General features: G+C 59.4%; 21 protein-coding genes. 14 read left to right on the top strand and 7 right to left on the bottom strand.

From position 1 onward, the window contains the following. Positions 1–147: 147 nt before the first annotated feature. Positions 148–399, bottom strand: coding sequence for a DUF3134 family protein (locus tag ACQ4N7_RS14100; protein ID WP_106870064.1), 252 nt, complete (start codon positions 397–399; stop codon positions 148–150). A gap of 145 nt (positions 400–544) precedes the next feature. Between ACQ4N7_RS14100 and ACQ4N7_RS14105 the strand changes: the two genes are divergently transcribed. Beyond that, positions 545–1,138: a PAP/fibrillin family protein gene (locus ACQ4N7_RS14105; protein WP_430712141.1), complete on the top strand. Its 594-nt coding sequence runs from the start codon at positions 545–547 to the stop codon at positions 1,136–1,138. A gap of 113 nt (positions 1,139–1,251) precedes the next feature. On the opposite strand, the gene ACQ4N7_RS14110 is transcribed toward ACQ4N7_RS14105, so the two are convergent. From ACQ4N7_RS14110 to ACQ4N7_RS14120, 3 genes are all read right to left on the bottom strand, one after another. Further along, positions 1,252–1,938, bottom strand: a complete 687-nt coding sequence (locus tag ACQ4N7_RS14110; protein WP_430712142.1) for an ATP-dependent Zn protease — start codon at positions 1,936–1,938, stop codon at positions 1,252–1,254. A 130-nt stretch (positions 1,939–2,068) separates the two neighbouring features. Next, entirely contained in the window at positions 2,069–5,410 is a 3,342-nt protein-coding gene (locus ACQ4N7_RS14115) for a DUF748 domain-containing protein (RefSeq protein WP_430712143.1), read from the bottom strand. Positions 5,411–5,552: 142 nt separating this feature from the next. Further along, positions 5,553–6,359 carry a M15 family metallopeptidase gene (locus ACQ4N7_RS14120; RefSeq protein WP_430712144.1) on the bottom strand — a complete coding sequence of 269 codons (807 nt, stop codon included), beginning with the start codon at positions 6,357–6,359 and terminating at the stop codon, positions 5,553–5,555. Between the two features lie 215 nt (positions 6,360–6,574). Here ACQ4N7_RS14120 and ACQ4N7_RS14125 point away from each other — a divergent pair, with 215 nt between their 5' ends. From ACQ4N7_RS14125 to ACQ4N7_RS14135, 3 genes are all read left to right on the top strand, one after another. Then, entirely contained in the window at positions 6,575–7,543 is a 969-nt protein-coding gene (locus ACQ4N7_RS14125; RefSeq protein ID WP_430712199.1) for an AEC family transporter, read from the top strand. 4 nt (positions 7,544–7,547) lie between these two features. Continuing rightward, complete coding sequence (locus ACQ4N7_RS14130; RefSeq protein ID WP_430712145.1) at positions 7,548–8,135, top strand: peptidoglycan-binding domain-containing protein; 588 nt, start codon at positions 7,548–7,550, stop codon at positions 8,133–8,135. Positions 8,136–8,684: 549 nt separating this feature from the next. Next, complete coding sequence (locus tag ACQ4N7_RS14135; RefSeq protein ID WP_430712146.1) at positions 8,685–9,083, top strand: CBS domain-containing protein; 399 nt, start codon at positions 8,685–8,687, stop codon at positions 9,081–9,083. A 49-nt stretch (positions 9,084–9,132) separates the two neighbouring features. Here the strand turns inward: ACQ4N7_RS14135 and malQ are convergent, their stop codons facing one another. Next, positions 9,133–10,641: a 4-alpha-glucanotransferase gene (malQ, locus tag ACQ4N7_RS14140; protein ID WP_430712147.1), complete on the bottom strand. Its 1,509-nt coding sequence runs from the start codon at positions 10,639–10,641 to the stop codon at positions 9,133–9,135. A 108-nt stretch (positions 10,642–10,749) separates the two neighbouring features. On the opposite strand from malQ, the gene ACQ4N7_RS14145 reads away from it, so the two are divergent. The 4 genes from ACQ4N7_RS14145 (at position 10,750) to gshB (ending at position 13,603) form a co-directional block, all read left to right on the top strand. Further along, positions 10,750–11,190: an NUDIX domain-containing protein gene (locus tag ACQ4N7_RS14145; RefSeq protein WP_430712148.1), complete on the top strand. Its 441-nt coding sequence runs from the start codon at positions 10,750–10,752 to the stop codon at positions 11,188–11,190. A gap of 189 nt (positions 11,191–11,379) precedes the next feature. Further along, positions 11,380–11,769 (top strand): RidA family protein, encoded by a 390-nt coding sequence (locus ACQ4N7_RS14150; protein WP_430712149.1) that lies wholly within the window; start codon positions 11,380–11,382, stop codon positions 11,767–11,769. A 195-nt stretch (positions 11,770–11,964) separates the two neighbouring features. Continuing rightward, a complete protein-coding gene (locus ACQ4N7_RS14155; RefSeq protein ID WP_430712150.1) occupies positions 11,965–12,570 on the top strand; it encodes a Uma2 family endonuclease in 606 nt (201 codons plus the stop codon). A 73-nt stretch (positions 12,571–12,643) separates the two neighbouring features. Beyond that, the gene (gene gshB / locus ACQ4N7_RS14160) at positions 12,644–13,603 is read left to right on the top strand and encodes a glutathione synthase (protein WP_430712151.1); all 960 of its coding nucleotides are present in this window, start codon (positions 12,644–12,646) and stop codon (positions 13,601–13,603) included. Here gshB and msrA read toward each other — a convergent pair whose 3' ends face one another. Then, positions 13,604–14,059, bottom strand: coding sequence for a peptide-methionine (S)-S-oxide reductase MsrA (msrA, locus tag ACQ4N7_RS14165; RefSeq protein WP_430712152.1), 456 nt, complete (start codon positions 14,057–14,059; stop codon positions 13,604–13,606). A 94-nt stretch (positions 14,060–14,153) separates the two neighbouring features. Between msrA and ACQ4N7_RS14170 the strand changes: the two genes are divergently transcribed. The 4 genes from ACQ4N7_RS14170 (at position 14,154) to ACQ4N7_RS14185 (ending at position 16,440) form a co-directional block, all read left to right on the top strand. Continuing rightward, complete coding sequence (locus ACQ4N7_RS14170) at positions 14,154–14,639, top strand: DUF1499 domain-containing protein (RefSeq protein ID WP_430712153.1); 486 nt, start codon at positions 14,154–14,156, stop codon at positions 14,637–14,639. Between the two features lie 4 nt (positions 14,640–14,643). Further along, positions 14,644–15,069, top strand: coding sequence for a fluoride efflux transporter CrcB (gene crcB / locus ACQ4N7_RS14175; RefSeq protein ID WP_430712154.1), 426 nt, complete (start codon positions 14,644–14,646; stop codon positions 15,067–15,069). Positions 15,070–15,133: 64 nt separating this feature from the next. After that, entirely contained in the window at positions 15,134–15,517 is a 384-nt protein-coding gene (gene crcB / locus ACQ4N7_RS14180; protein WP_430712155.1) for a fluoride efflux transporter CrcB, read from the top strand. A gap of 353 nt (positions 15,518–15,870) precedes the next feature. Beyond that, positions 15,871–16,440, top strand: coding sequence for a type 1 glutamine amidotransferase domain-containing protein (locus ACQ4N7_RS14185; protein ID WP_430712156.1), 570 nt, complete (start codon positions 15,871–15,873; stop codon positions 16,438–16,440). A 24-nt stretch (positions 16,441–16,464) separates the two neighbouring features. Here ACQ4N7_RS14185 and ACQ4N7_RS14190 read toward each other — a convergent pair whose 3' ends face one another. Further along, positions 16,465–17,826 (bottom strand): cytochrome P450, encoded by a 1,362-nt coding sequence (locus ACQ4N7_RS14190; RefSeq protein ID WP_430712157.1) that lies wholly within the window; start codon positions 17,824–17,826, stop codon positions 16,465–16,467. Between the two features lie 224 nt (positions 17,827–18,050). Here ACQ4N7_RS14190 and ACQ4N7_RS14195 point away from each other — a divergent pair, with 224 nt between their 5' ends. Both ACQ4N7_RS14195 and ACQ4N7_RS14200 read left to right on the top strand, forming a co-directional pair. Further along, positions 18,051–18,608 (top strand): tetratricopeptide repeat protein, encoded by a 558-nt coding sequence (locus ACQ4N7_RS14195; RefSeq protein ID WP_430712158.1) that lies wholly within the window; start codon positions 18,051–18,053, stop codon positions 18,606–18,608. 305 nt (positions 18,609–18,913) lie between these two features. Then, positions 18,914–19,681, top strand: coding sequence for a hypothetical protein (locus ACQ4N7_RS14200; RefSeq protein ID WP_430712159.1), 768 nt, complete (start codon positions 18,914–18,916; stop codon positions 19,679–19,681). The last annotated feature ends 15 nt before the right edge of the window (positions 19,682–19,696 follow it).

Raw genomic sequence — 19,696 nt, forward strand, 5'->3', positions numbered from 1 at the left:
GTCTACTGGATGATCTTCCAATTGACTACGACTGGCGGCAGGAAATAGTCAGGAAGTCTAAATGAATGGTCTCACTAAGACGCGAAGTTTAACAACACTTAACGATAAATTTGGCTGACGCGGCTGAGGCCCGCTTGGGTACGGCGGCTAGTCGTCGTCATCGTCAAGGGCGAGATCGGTATCGTCATCGTCTTCGAAGCTGTCATCGTTGCCCATCAGGTCTGAAATTTCTTCGTTTTCGGCCTCGTCGGGGATGTTTTCAACGACATCGCGGCTGCGCAGACGGCCAATGTCTTCTAGCCAGTGCAGAATCGAGGAGTCGCCCGAAGACGGCAGAATGGGAGCCTTGGCGCTGCGGGGCACCTGGCGCAATGAGGGGTTGTAGTATTTTTCAGACATAGCGGTGGCCTATAGCAAGAGGCAGACACTCCATCCTAGCAGAGACCCTATGTTTGCCGCCCCTTCTGTCGCTCACTCTGCCGCTCTCGGGGTTTTGCCGTATCATGCCTCTTGGCTGCGGAGATAGTGCTGGGAGACTGGAGCCATGTTGGGCAAAGCTGAGCTACTAGACGCGGTCGCTGGAGTCAATCGAGGGATCAATAGCAGCCCTAGCGATCGCGCCGCTATTCAGGCCGCTGCCGCTACCCTGGAGGGCCGCAACCCCACGCCTGAGCCGCTGCAGGCCAGCGATCGCCTCAATGGCGACTGGCGCTTGCTCTACACCACCAGCCGCGAGCTGCTGAATATCGATCGCGTGCCCTTGGCCTCCCTTGGCCCCATCTACCAGTCGATTTGCCTGGCCGAAAACCGCATTTACAACATTGCCGAGGTGAACGGGCCGCCTCTGCTGTCGGGCCTGGTGGCGGTGGCGGCGACCCTGGAGCCCGTTTCTACCCAGAGGGTGAACGTGCGCTTTGTGCGGGGTGTGGTGGGCCTGCGGCGGGCGTTGGGCTACCAGTCGGTGGCTCAGTTCATCGAGAAAATGCAAACTACTCCCAAGTTTTCGCTGCTGCAGGGCCTCGATTTCAGCATTAACCCGGAGCGCCAGTCGGGCTGGCTGGAGGTCACCTACCTCGACGACGACCTGCGGATTGGGCGCGGCAACCAGGGCAGCCTGTTTGTGCTGCAAAAGGTGTAACCGTCAGCTATAGAGATTCTCAACCAGGAAGCAACCATCCCCTCGCAGCCAGCGACCGTAGCCACCGCAGGGTGGGCAGTGCCCACCATTAGATAATCTTTTGCAAAAGTCGCCTAAACCGCCTTTAGCGGGGTGCGGTGCTGCTCGATCAGAGCACAGCAGTCGGCTACAGGGGCGCGATCGCCCATAGCAGCGACCAGCGCGTCGAAGGCATCGCGGTGCTGCTCCAGCAGGGTTTTGGCCTGGAGCGCGGCCCAGCGCTGCTTGAGCGGGGCTTCGGCGGGCGATCGGCCCAGGGCCTGCCAAAACAGGCTGAGGGTGGCGGTGTCATTGTTGCCCCCCTCGGCATTGCCGTAGATCATTTGCTCGGCGGCAATGCCCGCCATCCACACCTGACAGTAGCGATCGATGCTCTGGGGGGTGAGGCGAGCCAGCGCTGCCGGGTCGCTGGGGCCAAACACCACGCCGCCCTGACCGGGAATGCCCTGCTTCCAGGCTTCCCAGGTGTTGAGGGTATAGGCCTCAACCGGAATGTCGAGCAGCACCGCCGCCAAAAAATGGCCCGCCTCGTGGTGCAGCACCCGCTGGCGGTGTTCAGGCGAGGCCCAGGCTACCGTGTCCATCAAAATATCGCCAATGCGGCCGCCCAGACCCAGCTGGTCAAGGCTAAACACCCCCAGTCCTACGGCGGCAAACACCGCCACCACCGCTGGCGACAAGTCGATAATCGGCCCCAGCAGGCTGGCCATAGTCACCCCAAAGATGACGATGGCAATGGTGTTGAGGGTGGTGTCGCGCATGTCGTCTCCAATCACTCCATCAAGCAATACTTTACTTGTTGACAGCAACATCATTTGTTGACAGCAACATCTGCTGTTGTCGGTCGGCGTTGCTCTATGGTAGCGAGGATGGAGAGCGAGGGCTAGGGACTCAAAAGATCCCGGCTTCGAGCTGTTTGGCGGTTTGCAGGCTGGTCTGGAGGCGATCGCGGCCCGCCTCGGAGTGCTCAATCGGTATGCTCTCCAGCAGGGCCGGGAAAAACAGCGCCGTCCAGCTCTCGGGCAGGGGGCAGCGAGTACTGCCCCGCCGCAGGATTACCCGCTGAGCCTCGGCATCCCAAACGAAGGCGCTGGCGGCACCAAGGGCGATCGCGGCCACGTAGGGCTCGGTGGGGCAGCTAGCGGGGTCGGCTCCATTCAGCCCAGGCGCACGATAGTCGGGCCGGGCCACTGGCTGAAAGCTCACCCGATGGTCGTGGGCCTGAATGCCCAGCCGGGTCGCCTCCACCTGAATGCCCTCTACTCCTACCACAAACAGCAGGTCGCGACGAAACTGAGCGCTGGGAAAGCCCACATTCCGCAGTTCGGCGGGTAAGGCGGGGCGCTCTACCCCCGCCGCCAGCAGCGCCCCCGTCAGCAAAATGCGCTGAAACCCGGCGACGTCCCATTCTGTAATCAGGCCCCTGGCTAAAGCCTCTTGGTATAGGCGGGCCATGGCTCGAATCCGGGGGGCATCGGCTACATCGACGGCGATCAGCTCCTGCACGTTGAGGGTCTCTTGACCATAGGCCCGCAGCGCCGCTTCGGTACCGCCATAGACCGAAATGTCGGGAGCTTCTCTGAGGTAGATGGCAAGGCTGCGGCGAAAGGTGCGGTAGCGGCGATCGCCGGGGTTGGCGGGGGCAAAGGCCTGGTCGAGCAGGCGGGCCAGGTGGGCCTGAAACCCCACGGCCTGCTTGAGCGTAGCGCTGACGCCAATATCCTGGTTGGCGGTGACCAGGGCCGCGTAGAAGGCCTCGTGCAGATTAGCCCCCTGCTGGGCCAGCTGTCGGTAGCGGCTGATGTCGGCGGCGATCGCCCCCAGCCGAGCGGCCAGCAGCGGTTCTTTTTGGGCCAAAATTTGCCAAAAGCGGGGGCTAAAGGCGTAGTCTTTGAGCACCGCAAACAGCAGGCGATCGCCCCCCGCTGCCCGGTCGGCCCCCGACAGCATTTCCAGCAGCAGCAGGCGACTATTCTGGTAAGCCGCCTCCAGGCCGTAGCCCGCCTTCTCCTGACGAGACACCAGCACCGACAGCGTGTTGCTGCCCGTAAGGTGGCCTGCCCCGCCGGGAATCAGGTGCTTGCCCATGCCCACGGCGGCCCAATCGCGATCGCTAAACTGCAGCAGGGCAAAGCTCAGGGCGGCCCTATCCTCAGTGGCCAAGTGCCGCATTTTGTCGGTGATAGCGGTGCGCAGGGCGTGCTTGTCTAGCTCGTTTTGCTCAATTGAGGCGGCCAGCGATCGCAGCGACTCCGGGTAAATGCCCTCGCCCTCAAACCGCATCATGCCCAGGGCCAGGGCGATCGCCCCCTCTTCGGCCCCAAACGTGACGTTGGGAATTTTAGACATCAGCTCTGGGGTGCTCGACAGCCGCCGACTGTCGAGGGAGGTAGAGGCATTGAGCTGCTTGAGCACGGCTAGACGAGCCAGCTGCCCGGTTGGCCCCGGCAGCGCCAGCAGCGGCCGAGTCAGCAGCTGCTGCATCGACAACAGCTGCTCCCCCGCCCAAAACGAGCCGACGGTGCCCGACCCGGTTGTAATAGGACGGGCATCGGGGCTGCGCAGCAGCGGGTCTTGCAGGGTGCGCAGAGAGTGGTCCAGCATCCACAGGGCCTCGCCGGGGTCTAGCCCCGCCGCCCGGCTCGACTCGGCGTAAACCGGCACAAAATAGTCTAAAAAAAAGCGATCGGTGTCGAAGCGGTTGCCCTGGCGGTAGCCCAGCAGCTTGCCCTTGGCCAAGTCGGCGGCGATCGCGGTGACGTAGGGGTTGGTTTGCAAAAACCAAAAAAACTTGCGATCGAGGGCCGGGCGCAGACCGCTGCCCAGTAACCCACTGGCCTGCTGGTAGGCGGCCTCAGACAGGGGTGGCACCACCGTGCCATCGCTGAGGGTAAACCAGGCTCCGTCGTTGCGAAACCCGTAGGTCGCCCCTTCAATGGGGCTTACCCAGTCGCGGGTGGGCAGCGCCTGGGCCTGCATACCCAGCGTCACCGCTGCCAGACCCAGGTCGAGCGGCAGACGGCCGGGCGGCGTCAGAGCCGGGTCGGGCCGCACCACCACCGCAGGGTCTTTACGTGTGGGGTCTTCATCCGTAGGGTCTTCAAATGATCCTGTAATCCAGCCCTGCCACTGCCAGGGCTGGCTGGGGTCTACGGGCAGGCGATCGCCCACGATGGTTTGCAAATCATCGCTGGCCACGGTTGGCACCTGAACACTCAGGTCATAGCCAGTCTTCAGGTCTAGGCTGCCCGCTGCGTTGATGGTCAGCGGACCGACCTGCAGGTGGGTGTCGGCCAGGCGCACCCGCTGCCCCTGAAACATCAGCGTGCTGTGCAAAGGGTTAACCAGGGCCGATAGCTGCCCCAGCCGAGCCTGGCTATCCTGCACCACCACTTTCCCCTCCAGGTCGAGGGCCGCCAGGGGAGGCTCGGCGGCATTGGGCAAAGGGGTAAACAGGCTCAAGTCGCTGTCGATGGCTCCAGCCTGGAGGGTAACCGCCGAGGGTAAGGCCGGATTGAGGCCAGTCAGGGGCAGGTTTTGCGTCTGCAGACTGGCCTGGAGCGATCGCTGGCTCAAATCGACCGTGCCCCTGGTCTGGATCAGGCCCTGCCCGAGCCGTCCAGCCAGCTCAAAAGTAACCCGATCGCGCTGGGGCCGCTGCGATCGGCTGACCGTGGCCTGAATATTTTGCAGCGTCAGGGACGATCGCTGACCGGGGGCATCGGGGTTTGGTCGGGCGGCGTACAGGGTAAACGCACCAGCCTCAACCCGCAACGTTTCTAAGCTAACAGAGCGGGTGGGGGCGATCGCCGCTCCCCCTCCACTACCTAGGCTAAAGCTGGGGCCAGCCCCATCCTCAGGCAGCACCACCAAAAACTCAGGCCGCACCAGGGTTACCGCCGCCTGCCATTTGCGCCGAGTCAGCAGTGCCCAGGGGTTAAACGCGATCGCCACGGCGTCGATCTGCCCGGCCAGCGCCTCGGCTTCGGTGAGGGGAATCACGGTCTTGCCCAGCCACAGCCCGCGGTGGGAAATGCCGCGCACGCCGCCGAGCTGAACCGATCGCCCGAGGGCAGCGGAGATGGTCTGCTCGGCTTGGGAGTGCAAGCTTTTAAGGCCAAACGCCCCGCTGAGGACAACGCCAATCATGGCCCAGGGCACTACCGTCTTTGCCGTTCCTTTTAACCATGCCGCTGACCTGTACCCAGAAAACTTTTGACGTGCAAGGGTCATATATCAGCGCCAGGCAAAATAGCTAAGAACCATGTCGGCGACCGTTAGACAACGCTGTAGAACCGGGGGGTGACAGCGCTATGGGTCTACTCGCGCCAATTGACTCACGCCAGTTTACTCGCGCCGATTGACTTGCGCCAGCTCACTCGCGATAAAAAGTCTCCAGGCTGGTGCGATCGCCCACAAAGCGCCAGTGCCAGGGCTCAAAGGCTACCCCCTGAAAGTTGTCGGGCGGAAACGACAGCTCAAAGCCGAAGTGCACGGCGTTGGTATCTAGCCACTCGTAGGCGCGGGTTGTTTGAAAGTCGGTGTTGAGGTTGGTGCCCGCCTGATTGCCGTCGCCAATATCGACGGCGTAGCCGGTGTGGTGCTCGCTGTAGCCCGGTGGGGCGCTGACCTCGGCGCGGGTTTGGGCATCCTGGCCGCGCTCGGCCTTAAGGCTAAAGAATATCTGCTCCTGCTCAGCCTGGGAGCGAAAGCCCGACAGGGGCACCAGTCTAACTCCCTGGCGGGCGGCGGCCTGGGTCATGGCCTCGTACTGGGCCGCCGCCGTAGAGCGCATTCGAATGCTGGCGTTGCTGGATAGCGTCACGAGGTCTTCGGCAGGGGCTTCGTCGTAGGCGCGATGGTTGAGCAGGGTATGGCTGGAGGGGGCTAGCTGATTGGCGACAGCGCGGTTCTCATCCAGGCCGCTATCCACCGGGGCGGTGCCGTCTGCCTCTGCGGCAGAGCGATTGATCATGGTCTCGAAGGGCTGAGCAAATTCTGTAGCAGAAAACCCGTTGGTCTGGTACCAGGCCACGAGCCCGCCTGCGGCCAAAGCCAGCAGCGCTAAACCCAAAGTCCGGCGCAGCATTCGAGTGCGCCGCAGCCAGGCGGGTTGGCCTGACTCCGTAGAGTATAGAGGTACGTCGCGGGCCGCTTGGGGAATATCGTCGATGGGTGACATGGTCATTCGCTTCCGGCAAAGCTCTACCCATTATGGCCCGCAACGCCGCGATCGCAACCTCTTGAGTCAGGCTGACGCAAACTCCGGCCTCGCCTGTCACAATCGCAGGGCAGAGGGTGAGTTAAAGAGCAGGGGCAGAGGTTTGGGACAGCGTACGTGCAGCAGAGTAACTGGAGCCATGGAGGGCTGCTATTGTGCCACCGCTTGAGGTATTGATGCGTCTGTACGGGCCGATCGGGGCTGGCATCGGGGCTGGCATTGCTCTGGGGGCCTTGCTCCAGCGCTTTGACCCCAGTTCACCAGAATCTCTAAAACTACATCAGCAGGTGCCTCTGCGGCTGGGGCGGTTTTTGTTTTGGCTGGGCATTCCCCTCAGCATTGTCGGGTTTATGCGGCGGGCCGATCTGTCGGGCAACCTGTACCTGGCTCCGGTAGTGGCCTGGGCCGCCATTTTGCTGGGGCTGCTGTGCAGCCGCCTGTGGATTCGCCGTACGCCCCAGGCCCAGTGGCCGCCGCCCACCCAGGGCAGCTTTTCGCTGGCGGCCATGCTGGGCAACACGGGCTACATCGGCTATCCGGTGGTGCTGCTGCTGCCTCAGCTCGGGGTAGGGGTGTTTGGCTGGGCGTTGTTTTACGATGCCCTGGGCACCCTGTTGGGCTCCTACGGGCTGGGGGCAATTTTGGCCTCGGAGCTGGGCGGGCAGAGGCCCCCAGCGGCTCAGCAGCGGCAGTGGTTGACCAGGCTGCGAGCCGTCGGGCAAAACCCGATCATTCTGGCCTTTGGGTTGGGGCTGGGGTTAAAAGCGATCGCCCTACCCGCCTGGCTCGACCAGGGTCTATACCAGTTTGCCTGGGCGATCGTGATGCTATCGCTGGTGCTGATGGGGCTGCGCATTCAGCAGCTCAGCTCGTGGCACCACCTGCACCTGGCAACCGTAGCCGTGGCGATTAAGATGCTGATACTGCCCCTGGCCGTGGGTATCGGTCTCACCCTGCTGGGGGTAGATGGCGCGCCCCGACTGGTGATGATCTTGCAGGCGGGCATGCCCTGCGCCTTTTCAAACCTGGTGCTGGCTGAGGCCTACGACCTCGATCGCGACCTGTCGGTGACCTGTGTAGGTCTCAGTTCGGCCAGTCTGCTGTTAACCTTGCCCCTGTGGCTGTGGGCGTTTCCTGGGGAGTAATACCATGACCACCCGATGGCCAAAGCCCGGTTGCTGGAGCGGCCTGCTGGTTAGTTGCCTGGTTGGGCTGATGGCCCTGGGCTGCATGCCGCTGGGATCCGCAGCGCCTGGCCTGGCTCAGGTGCAGAATGCAGCGGCCCGGCCCCTGCTGCGGCCCGGCGATCGCGGTGATCAGGTTAGTTATGTACAGCGAGAGCTGGCCAGGCTAGGGCTTTACCGGGGGCCAATCGACGGTCGATATGGGGCCGATACAGAGGCGGCGGTGCGATCGCTGCAGCAGCAGCAGGGCGTTACCGTCGATGGCACAGTAGGTGCCCAAACCTGGCTCGCCCTAGACGCTCTCCTGCGCCAAAACGTTCTCGCGCTGCCCGCCCCGGCCCTGGGGGCGCAAACCCTGGCCTTTACGCCCCTGGTGGTAGCGCAGCCTCCGCAGCCTCCGTCTGCCCTGTGGCTAGCGCTCATGCCCCTGGTGCCGATCGCGGGTGGTGCCCTCACCTACCTGCATCGACGGCTTCAGCATCAGCAGGTGTTTCAGCGCCGGCGGCCTCGACAATGGCCCCCCAAGCCCCCCGGCTCGTGCAAGGGGCCTTAGTCAGCACCGTGGAACTTAAAAAATAGGCCTGCGAAATAGAATGCTTCTTTAGAATGCTTCTTTGGACGGCTTGGAAAAGGTGACACGTTGGCGCTTATCGTCTGTAACATTTTTGGCTGAGTCAAACGGGCAAATCTAAAGAAAAGGTACAAATATGAGGGGGGTGGCCCGCCTCAGGGGGCACCATAAATAAGATTGATACAGGCTTAGGCATCGCTGTAGGGCTATCTATAACCCATAGATAAACCTATAGATAGCTCACTAATCTGGCTGAGCAGGTCAGCATAGCAGTGCCAGCTGAGCAGAATTTATGCGCCGATTCACCATCGAGTCGACCAGGGCCAGAGTTTTTGCCAAGGACGCTGCCAGCGACGCTGTAGCGCTCTCTGGTCGCTTGCTCTTTGGGTTGGCACGCTACCAACGGGTTCTGGCCAAGCGCTAAATATTCGCTCTCTGCCTGTGTCGAGGCTTATCCATCGTCTGCGCTTCCCGTGCAGCCGTTTCAGAGTTTACTTTCTTACCCCTACCCACTGTTTCCTGGAGAGTCCTATGCTGACCGTTGCCGACATCATGACCCATCACGTCACCACGATTGCCAGCGGAGCCACCGTGGCCGAGGCCATAGACCTGATGCAGCATCGGCAAATTCGATCGCTCCTGGTTGAGCACCGCTCTCAGGATATGCCCTTTGGTATGGTGACCGAGCGCGATATTGTCTATACCGTCGTCGCCCGCGGCCACGACCCCGAGAAGGTGCTGGTGCAAGACATCATGCGGCAGCCCTGCATTTCGCTAACCCCCGACCTCTCGATTCAAGCAGCCTCCCAGGTGCTGTCGGACACAGGGGTACAGCGCGCCCCCGTTGTTCAAGACGGGGCGCTGTTAGGGGTAATTTCTGTCACCGATATTTTGATGCGAGGCATTCCGGTGCTGACCCTGAGCCGCTAGGAACGGTAGAAGGAATCGAAAAGAGGCCGCAACTGCGGCCTCTTTTCATTTACCCCTCTGCTGGGGCTCGATTCGACAGCTCGGTCAGCCACCGCAGGCGATCGCGCACCTCATCGGTCAGCACCTCGGCCCGGTAGCGCCAGCCCCAGTTGCCGTCAGATTTGCCGGGGGTGTTCATGCGGCAGTCGCTGCCGTAGCCCAGTACGTCTTGCAGGGGCACGATCGCCTGGTTGGCAACCGACATGAGCGCCAGACGAATCAGAGTCCAGTGAACGCCCTCAGGGCTGAGACAGCCAATGTAGTCCATCAGGCGATGGCGCTCGTAGTCAGGCATTTTTTCAAACCAGCCCACGGTGGTGTCGTTGTCGTGGGTGCCGGTGTAGACCACGCTGTTGGGCACGTAGTTGAAAGGCAGGTAGGGGTTGGTGCTGTCACCGCCAAAGGCAAAGTGCAGAATCTTCATGCCCGGAAACTCAAACTCATCGCGCAGCGCTTCGACCTCAGGGGTGATCATGCCCAGATCTTCGGCCATCACCGGCAGGCTGCCGAACTTTTGGCGCACGGTTTCAAACAGCTCGGTGCCGGGAGCGTCGATCCATTCGCCGTTCATAGCGGTGTCTTCGCCAGCGGGTACGCCCCAGTAGGCCTGCAGCCCGCGAAAGTGATCGACCCGAATGATATCAACGTAGCCCAGCAGCGCGTTGATGCGCTGAATCCACCAGTTAAACTCTCGCTCTTTTAGCACGTCCCAGTTGTAGGTGGGGTTGCCCCAGAGCTGTCCGGTTTCGCTGAAGTAGTCGGGGGGCACGCCGGCCATCAGCGAAGGAGCCAGCGTTTCTTTATCGAGCATAAAGTTGTCGGGGTAGGCCCATACATCGACGCTGTCGTGGGCAACGTAGATGGGAATGTCACCGATGATCTGAATCTGGCGATCGCGGGCGTACTGCCGCAGCGACTGCCACTGGCGGTGAAACTCAAACTGCAAGAACTTTTGGCAAAAAATTTCGTTGGCCAGCTTGTCGCGCCATTCGGCCATAGCCTCGGGCTCGCGCCGGGCGATCGCGCTGGGCCAGTCGGTCCAGCCCGCGCCGCCGTGGGCATTTTTGAGCGCCATAAAGAAGGCAAACTCATCGACCCAAAAGTGGCACTCTTCGCTGAACTGAGCCAGATCGTTTTTATCTTCTTCCGAAGCCTTCTCATGAAACCGGCTAGCCGCTCGCTCCAGCAGCCGCATCTTGACCGGAATCACCTCATCAAAGGACACCCATTCAGCGGGCAGGTGCTCTAGCTCGTGCAGTTCGTCGGGGTAGAGCAGGCCGCGATCGCACAGCACCTCCAGGCTAATCAACAGCGGGTTGCCCGCCATCGACGAGTAGCACAGGTAGGGCGAATTGCCGTGACCAGTCGGCCCCAGGGGCAGCACCTGCCAGAGCTGCTGGCGAGTATGTGCTAAAAAATCTATAAATCGGTAGGCTTCTGGACCTAGGTCGCCAATCCCAAACCGACTGGGCAGCGACGTGGGATGCAGCAAAATGCCACTGGCACGGGGAAAGGGCATAGTTAGCTCGGTTTAATTCCAGTAGACTCTAGCACGGCCTTCGGCGGGCAGTCGGCTGCCTAGAGAGTTATTTTAGGTTGAACGAATTTTCTATAAAGTCACTTCTTCATGACCGCCTATCGCAACCCTGCCCCCACCGTCGACATTGTTATTGAGCTGCTGCACCATCCCCACCGCCCCATCGTGCTGATCGAACGCCACCACGAGCCCCTGGGCTGGGCGCTACCCGGTGGCTTTGTCGACTACGGCGAAAGCGTCGAGACCGCCGCCCGCCGCGAGGCCCATGAAGAAACCGGCCTCACCGTCGAGCTAGTTGAGCAGTTCGCCGTTTACTCTGCCCCCGATCGCGACCCCCGCCAGCACACCCTGAGCGTGGTATTTCTGGCCACCGCCACCGCCGACCCCGTTGCGGGCGACGATGCCAAAACCGCCGCCATCATCAACCCCTGGGAAACGCCCGCCAACCTTTGCTTTGATCACGATCGCATTTTGCGCGATTATTGGCAGTATCGCTTTTATGGCCAGCGCCCCCGCTTTGGCAGCGGGTGAGGGGTGGGTGAGTGGGTGAGTGGATGGGTGGATGGGTGGGCGGGTCTATGACTCAGGCAAAGTCCATTCATCCCATCATCTCGTTATCCCCCACCTTCCCTACTCCGTCACCTTGTTACCCATCCACCCTGTTACCCATCCACCCTGTTACCCCGTCACCCATCCACCCATCCACCCACCTACCTCCCCATGCAGCGCACCATCATCAACACCCCCACCGCCCCCGCTCCCGTTGGCCCCTACAACCAGGCGGTAGCCGTCAGCGGGCAAATGCTTTTTGTCTCGGGCCAGGTGGCCCTCGACCCAGCCACGGGGGCGCTAGTCGGTGAAGGCGATGTGGTGGCCCAGACTGAGCAGGTGATTGCCAACCTGAAGGCGATTCTTACCGCCGCCGGGGCCAGCTTTGACAATGTGGTCAAAACCTCGGTATTTCTCAAAGACATGAATGACTTTGCCACCGTCAACGAGGTCTATGCCAAGTACTTCGGCGGCGACCATGCGCCGGCTCGCGCCTGTGTTGAGGTGTCGCGGCTGCCCAAGGATGTGGCCGTAGAAATTGAGTGCATTGCGGTGCTGTAGCAGGGACGACCAGTGAATTGGCTGAGGCGATCGCCCTTGCAAAAGAAGCTTTCACTAAAGGAAAAAAACGGTCAGGTTTAGCTGAAATAGTCGCTGGAATTTCAGTCGATCTGTTGGCTCAAATCTACCCTTCAGGGCAGAACAGGCCAGCTTTTTTGAGGTTTACCCTGGGGGTAGAACCAAGAGGCTTTTACCATGCCTTCCGGCTACTCCCGATCCCTAACGTTTACTGAGTATCTTGCTCAAGATGCTCTTGCCCAGCGGCGGCAGGAGCTGACGAATGGTGTGCCGGTTGAGCTGCCGCCCCAAAACGACAGCACCATCGCGCTGACCCTGGGGCTGGCAAAACGGCTAGAGCGGGTGGTGAATGGCAGGCTCATCTGTACCCATGCCGTTACCCTGCAGGTGCCGACTCTGCCCGAAATTCCTCAGGAGAATCGCTTTCCTGATTTGATGGTGCTCACGCCCACACTGGCCGCTCAGCTCAGCGGCAAACAGAGTGCGATCGCCCTCGACGTGCCAAACCCAGCCCTGGTGGTCGAAATCGTCGCTCCCTACAGCAGTCCCGGCGACGACAGCTACCGCTGCGACTACATCGACAAGCGCCAGCAGTACGAGCAGCGCCGCATTCCTGAGTACTGGATTGTTGACCCGACGGCGGCTGAAGTCACGGTACTGGCCCTGCTGATGCAGGAGAGCTATCAGGGGCGGGCCTTTCGGGGGCAGCAGCAGATTCGCTCGGCGGGTTTCCCAACTCTGCGGCTGACGGTCGATGAACTGCTGGCGTTGGGTGCCAAATAGCCGTCTCAGCCCCGCCTCATGCTGCCCCTGGCGTGGGATGCTAAAACTCTAGTTGGAGTAAAGGGCATTCCCTGTGAAATTTGTATTTATTATCGACCCCATTCACCGGCTCGACCCCGGCCACGACACCAGTGTGGCAATTATGGAAGCCGCTCAGAACCGGGGCCATGAGGTTTGGGTGACGGCGGCCAACGCCCTGAGCGTGGTGGCGGGCAAGGCGCTGGCGCTGCTGCACCCGGTCAAGCTGACTCCGGTGCAGCTGGTGGATGGGCTGTGGGCCGCAGCCACCCCCTGGTTTGAGCTGGGCGAGGCGGTGCAGCGCCCGTTAGAAGACATGGATGCGGTGTTTATGCGCACCGACCCGCCGGTAACGGTGCCCTACCTCTACGCCACCTACATTCTCGACTATGTGGATTCGGCCAAAACGAGAGTGATCAACGCCCCCAGCGGGCTGCGGGCGGCCAACGAAAAAATGTACGCCCTACAGTTTAGCGACGCGATTCCAGAAACTATCGTCACCCAGAGCAAGGCGGTGATTCGCGAAACGGTAGAGCGCTGGGGTTCGGCGGTGCTCAAGCCCCTGGGCGGCAAGGCCGGGGAGGGGATTTTGTTTTTGCAGGCGGGCGATCGCAACCTCAACTCCATGGTTGAAATCAGCACTCGCCAGGGCCAGGAGCCGGTGATGGTGCAAACTTATCTGCCCGCCGCCAAAGACGGCGACAAGCGGATTATTTTGCTCAATGGCGAGCCCATTGGCGCGGTCAACCGCATTCCCACCGGCAGCGAGTTTCGCGGCAACATGGCGGTGGGGGGCCGGGTGGCCAAAGCCGAGATTACCGATCGCGAACTCGACATCTGCCGCCAGCTGGCCCCCACCCTGATTCGCGACGGCCTCTACTTCGTCGGCATCGACATCATCGGTGGCTACCTCACTGAGGTCAATGTCACCAGCCCCACCGGCATTCGCGAAATCGATCGCCTCAACGATGTGCGCCTAGGCGACCAGGTGATTGCCTGGGTAGAGCAGGGGTAATTAGCCAAAGTATTGCTGGTGCTCTTCTGAGGCGAGCCAGTAGGCGCTGGCGGGTTCTATGTCGGTCACAATCGGCTTAGGGTACTGGCCGGAATTCTGTAACTGATGTTTGGCGCGGCGGGCGATCTGGGCCTGCTGGGGGGTGTGGTAAAAAATCACCGAGCGGTACTGCTCACCGCGATCGCCCCCCTGGCGGTTGAGGCTGGTGGGGTCGTGAATGCGCCAGAAGGTTTCGAGCAGGGCGTCGTAGGCAACCTCAGCGGGGTTGAACTGCACCTGGCAGACTTCGGCGTGGCCGGTAATGCGCGACAGCACATCCAGGTAGCAGGGGTTCTCAAAGTGGCCACCCATGTAGCCCACCGAGGTATCGACCACGCCATCGAGTTGGCGAAAGGCGGCCTCTACACCCCAAAAACACCCGGCCCCAAAGGTGGCGAGTTCAACAGTAGTGGGCATTCGGTTAAAACCTTTAGAAAAACGCCTGTTTCTAGTCCACTTCTAATTGTAAAAAGAAGTGCCGTTCCATCACAGTTCCCCACGGAGATTGCTTATGTCTACTGTTTTGGCTGGGTTACTCGCGATCGCGCTCTGGCTGAGTTCGGGGGCAGTGCCCGCAGCGCTCGGGGCATTGCCAGGTTTGCAGTTTGCGGGCGAAGCGCCGACGCTGGGCGTGCAGGATGGTCAACTGTCGCCCTGTCCGCAAACTCCCAACTGCTGGGTGAGCCAGGGTGCCGATGCCGCCCACGCGATCGCACCCATTGAGTACAGCCGCGATCGCGATGCGGCTCGCGACCTGCTAGTCAAGGTGCTGAAGGTTGTGCCTCGCACTGAGGTTATTGTGCAAACAGATGACTACATTCGCGCCAAATCAACCAGTCGTCTGCTGGGGTTTGTTGACGATTTGGAATTTTATTTGCCGCCAGAAGATCACCTGATTCACCTGCGATCGGCGGCGCGGTTGGGAGAATCTGATCTGGGCGTCAATCGGCGGCGGCTAGAGCAGATTCGGCTGGCGTTACGCGATTTAGGAATCTAAGCCGATGCAGCAACAGCCGGTTGTCAGGACGATCGCAGCGATCGCATTGGGGGCGATCGCAGGCGCTTTGAGCCGATATTATCTTGGGCTCAGCATCAGTAATATTTGGGGTCAGGCAATGCCCTTTAGCACCTTGATTATCAATGTGAGCGGGTGTTTTGGCATGGGCCTTTTAGTCATCCCACTTACAGCTCCAGCAATTAGTAGACATCCCGATCTAAAATTGCTGCTCTTGACTGGATTTTTGGGGTCTTACACAACTTTTTCAAGCTACGAATTAGATAGCGCCAGCCTCCTGGCGCAGCAGCAGCTCGGCCCGGCTCTATTTTACTGGATGGGAAGCATACTGTTGGGCTTACTCAGCCTGCAGTTAGGCATTATTCTGTCAGAGTGGTTATTAATCAAGCTGGGTCAGAATCACTCAAAATGATCAGCCTAGAATTAAACCTGTGCCCTCTGAATGACTTCGCGCAAGGCTGTAGCCCACCAAAATTATGCACTCCCAACTTCTGCCCGCCTGGATTGCCCTGGGTGCCATTTTAGGAGCAGTTAGCCGCTATTACCTGACGCTATTCTGTACGCAAAAAATGAGTGGGCGCTTTCCTGCGGGCACCTTTATCGTCAACCTGTCTGGAGCCTGTCTGATGGGTTTTGGGGCTACCGTTTTACAGTCAGGCACTCATGTTCCCTTCAACAGCTTGGTTTTGACTGGGTTTTTGGGGTCTTACACCACATTCTCAACCTACGTGCTAGAAACGTTTAACTTGGTTAGGCAAGGGATTTACAGCCAGACGCTGCTATACGGTCTGGGTAGCCCGGCAGTAGGGTTTTTAGGAGTTGAGATCGGCATTGCTCTGGCCCATCAGCTACAGCATTGATACAGATATCCGCTGGGGCTGTTGCAACCCATTTACAGTGCCGGTTCAAGAATTCCACCCAGGGCTAGACGTTACGCGCAAGTGGAGTGCCTAAGCTGAGAGTAGCTCTCAATCTGGACTATTTCGCCTGACGGCTTTTGGAGGTTAGGCACAGGCGTAGATTCAAACATTCCAGCTGTTAACTATCTCAACTGGTAGATGTCATTGGCTCTTTGCTTTTAAGCAAAATAGTGGATTGTGTCTATAGCTGACGCGCTTAAAGATTAGACCCATTAGTTCCTAGAAGGCGCAAGTTCAGGCAAACCAAAATGAGAGCAGTGAAATTTTAAAACCGATAACCAAGGAGAATCAGCATGGCTCAAGAACTTAAAAATCGTAAGGTGGCGATCTTAGCCACCGATGGCTTTGAGCAAGTAGAATTGACCGAGCCGAAACAGGCCCTAGAAAAAGCCGGTGCCCAGGTGCACGTTGTCGCTCCCCACGGGGACTCGATTCAGGGCTGGAATCATCATGACAAGGGCGATAAAGTAGCGGTCGATCGCACCCTTGACCAGGTTAAACCCAGCGATTACGATGCGCTTGTACTGCCGGGCGGGGTATTGAACCCTGATCAGCTCAGAACTAACGAGCAGGCCGTTCAGTTTGTGCGGGCGTTCTTTGCCGACAGCAAGCCTGTTGGCGCGATTTGCCACGGCCCCTGGACGCTGGTTGAAGCCGGTGTGGTTAAGGGGCGGAAGGTAACCTCCTGGCCCTCTCTCAAAACCGACCTCAGCAATGCCGGGGCCAACTGGGTCGATCAAGAGGTTGTGGTCGATCAGGGTCTGGTGACCAGCCGCAACCCTGGCGACATCCCCGCTTTCAACAGCAAAATTGTGGAGGAATTTTGCGAGGGCAAGCACCCGGCCCAGGCTGTGTCGGTGTAATGCCTCTGCCCAAGCTTAGAGCGGCTAGGCGTTTTTGTCGGCTAGGGTGAGCTGGTTAAGAGTGACCTGAATGCCGGTTTCGGGCCTCAGCGTAATAGATGGCTGGGGCACGATTTCAAACCCAGGCACCACCTGCACTCTAAACTGCTGGGCTATGGTCGCCAGCAGCAGCACGGCTTCCATTTGGGCAAACCCCTTGCCAATGCAGATGCGGGGACCATCGCCAAAAGGAAAGTAAACGCCGCGGGGCAGCGATTTTTCTAGGTTGTTGTCCCACCGTTCGGGCCAAAACTGATCGGCTTGGTCAAAGTAGTCGGGGCTGCGGTGCATAACCCACTGACTCAGCAGCAGCACCATGCCCTGGGGTATTTGGTAGTCGCCGAGGGTGGTGTCTTTAGCGACCTCTCGACCCAGCAGCGATACCGGCGGGTACAGCCGCATCGATTCTTTGATGATATTGCTGGTGTAGCTGAGCTGGGGCAGGTCGTCGATGGCGGGCGGGCGGCCCTGCAGCACAGTCTCCAGCTCATGCTGCAGTCGTTCCCACACCTGAGGGTTTTGTGACAGCAGCATCCATGTCCAAGAAAGGGCGTTGGCGGTGGTTTCGTGACCGGCCAGCATTAGAGTGGCCACTTCATCGCGCAGGAGTTTGTCGTCCATGCGCTCTCCAGTGGCGTCATCTTCGGCCTGCATCAGCATAGTCAAGAGGTCGTTTGATTCGCCCAGATGCTCGCGCCGCTCCTGAATGAGGGCGTAAATAGCCTCATCCATGCGGGCGATCGCCTGACGATAGCGAATATTTTCGGGCCGGGGGAACCACTCCCACACGAGAAAGCCCTGCTTGCGCTTGTTCTCAAACCAGTCCATGGCGACATCGAGGGCGTGGGCGACAGTGCTGGCCTGCCCTTCGTTGACGTCTTTATCAAAGATGCACTTCATGACAATGCGCAGGGTCAGCGCCATCATTTCTCGGTGAATATCGAGGGTATCGCCGTCGCCCCAGCCCTGCAGCATTTGGCGGGTGTAGTCGACCATGATGTGGCCGTAGCCGTGAATGCGCTGTTGGTGAAAGACGGGCTGGGCCAGCTTGCGTTGCCAAAACCAGGAGTCGCCCTCGGCGGTTAGCAGCCCCTCCCCCAGCAGGGTTTTAAGCACGCGAAAGCCCCTGCTCTTGATGAAGGTATCGCGATCGCGCAACACCGCTTCGATTAAATCGGGCTGGTTGACCAGGCAGGCGGGTGTTAGCCCCAGCTGCATTGGCACCAGTTCGTCAAAGTTGCGGGCGCAATGCGTTAAAAAGCCCAGGGGGTCGGCCCCCATTTCTAGCAAATTGCCAGCTAGAGAATTCCCCTTAGGACCGGGCAAATCAAAAACATCTTGGGCCATGGGGGTCCTACAAATCTGGTTAGACTCTAGGAACCGCAGTCGCCTTTGACCTCTATCGTTAGTCTTAGTTCTATCCCTTAGACCTATTCCTTAAAATGTAATTCAGTATCAGCCGCTGGACAGTCTTGCCAATTGAGCACCTGGGACCAAGTAATAGAGAGAATTGTTGCTGAGCTAGCCTGGGCAACAGGTATGTTTATGGATGCTGAGTTGAGTTTGTTGAAATGGTCAATGGCGCAGCCGCGATCGCAGTTTGCTTTCCGCTCATCACGCTGATCACCGCCTGGCCCGCGCAGGCGGCTAGCGCGTCAGCTGGGGCACTTCCGGTTGAGGTGGTGCCCTGGCTACTGGCTCAAACACCTGTAGAGCAAGCCGCACTACAGCGCCAAAGAGCCGCCCTGCTCTACAACCAGGGAGATTTAGCGGGGGCTGCCGCCCTGCTCGAACCGGCGCTGGCGGCCTACCTGGCAGGCAGCGACCCCAACCAAATTCAGCAAACGGCCTCTTTTTTGGGCCTGGTCTATGCCGAACTCGGCGATGCAGCGGTAGACAGCGGCAGTTTGGCTGTCGCCCTTAACTACTACCAGCAGCAGATCGATACCCTGGCTGTGGGGTTTAACCGAGCCGCTGAGGTCGAGGCGTTAGTCAACGCGGGCCAGGTGGCTGCTCAGCAGGGGCAAACAGCCCTGGCGCGGCAGTATCTAGAGACAGGGCTAAGCATCGCCCAGGAGGTGGGCAATCCAGTCCTAATTCAGCAGGTGCAAAGCCTGTTGGACGGTTAACATTGGATTGTAGGTCTGTTAAACCGGCAAGATTAAGGCCAAAGAACGGGGTAGAAGTTCTCAAAGTTGTTCAATGATTTCAAAAAAAGGCTTTGGGCCTGCACCACCATCATTGTTGAGACCCAGAACAACTAGGGCCATGCTTGTATCCAGTCCCGGCGTGAGAAACCCCGATTCAAACTAGGTGCCTCGCCAGGCCTTGTAGTGCAAGGCCCCTACCCACAGGGGGTAACCGGACAGGTTTAGCATTAGACGGCTGGCGAGCAAAAAACTCGCAGGTCAAGGCAAAAAAAGAGGGTTAAGCCATGACGACGCCAGAGGTTACCAGCGCAGGTATTGGCCTTGTTACCCTATCGGGGCTGATTGCGGCTGGGCTGGCGATTGTGCATCTGCTGGCTAAAAATCTACTGTTTTTGCAGGTGGTTCCCCGCAGCCGCTGGCTTTCGTTTGGCAGTGGCGTGTCGGTAGCTTACGTGTTCGTTCATATTTTGCCTGAACTCAGCGAACAGCAAGAATCTATTCAAGCAACGCTAAATAGAGAGCTTTTGTTTTTAGAAAACCATGTGTACTTGATTGCTCTGCTGGGCGTCGCTATTTTTTACGGGCTGGAACGGCTAACTAAGCAATCTCGGCAGCAAAATCAGGCCAAGGGGCAAGGGGATGTGGCTGAACGCCACGTATTTGGCATTCATATGGCCTCTTTTGCGGTGTACAACGCCCTGATTGGCTACCTGCTGCTGCATCGAGAAACTCCCAATCTGGCCAGTCTGTTTACCTTTGCCGTGGCCATGGCGCTCCATTTTGTGGTCAACGACTACGGCCTGCGGCAAGACCATAAGCACAACTACGACCAGATCGGGCGCTGGGTTTTGGCGGCGGCCATCATGGTGGGCTGGGCGATCGGGACCAGTACCGAGATTCACCGGGCGGCGATCGCGGTTCTCTTTGCCTTTTTGGCGGGCGGCGTCATTCTCAACGTGCTCAAAGAAGAACTGCCGGAGGAGCGCAAAAGCCACTTCGGCTCCTTTGCGATCGGCGCGGCGGGCTACAGCCTGCTGTTGCTGGCCATTTAAGAGGGCTTATTGGTT

This window comes from Nodosilinea sp. AN01ver1 (assembly GCF_050565655.1).
In the GTDB taxonomy this organism is placed as follows: Bacteria; Cyanobacteriota; Cyanobacteriia; order Phormidesmidales; family Phormidesmidaceae; genus Nodosilinea.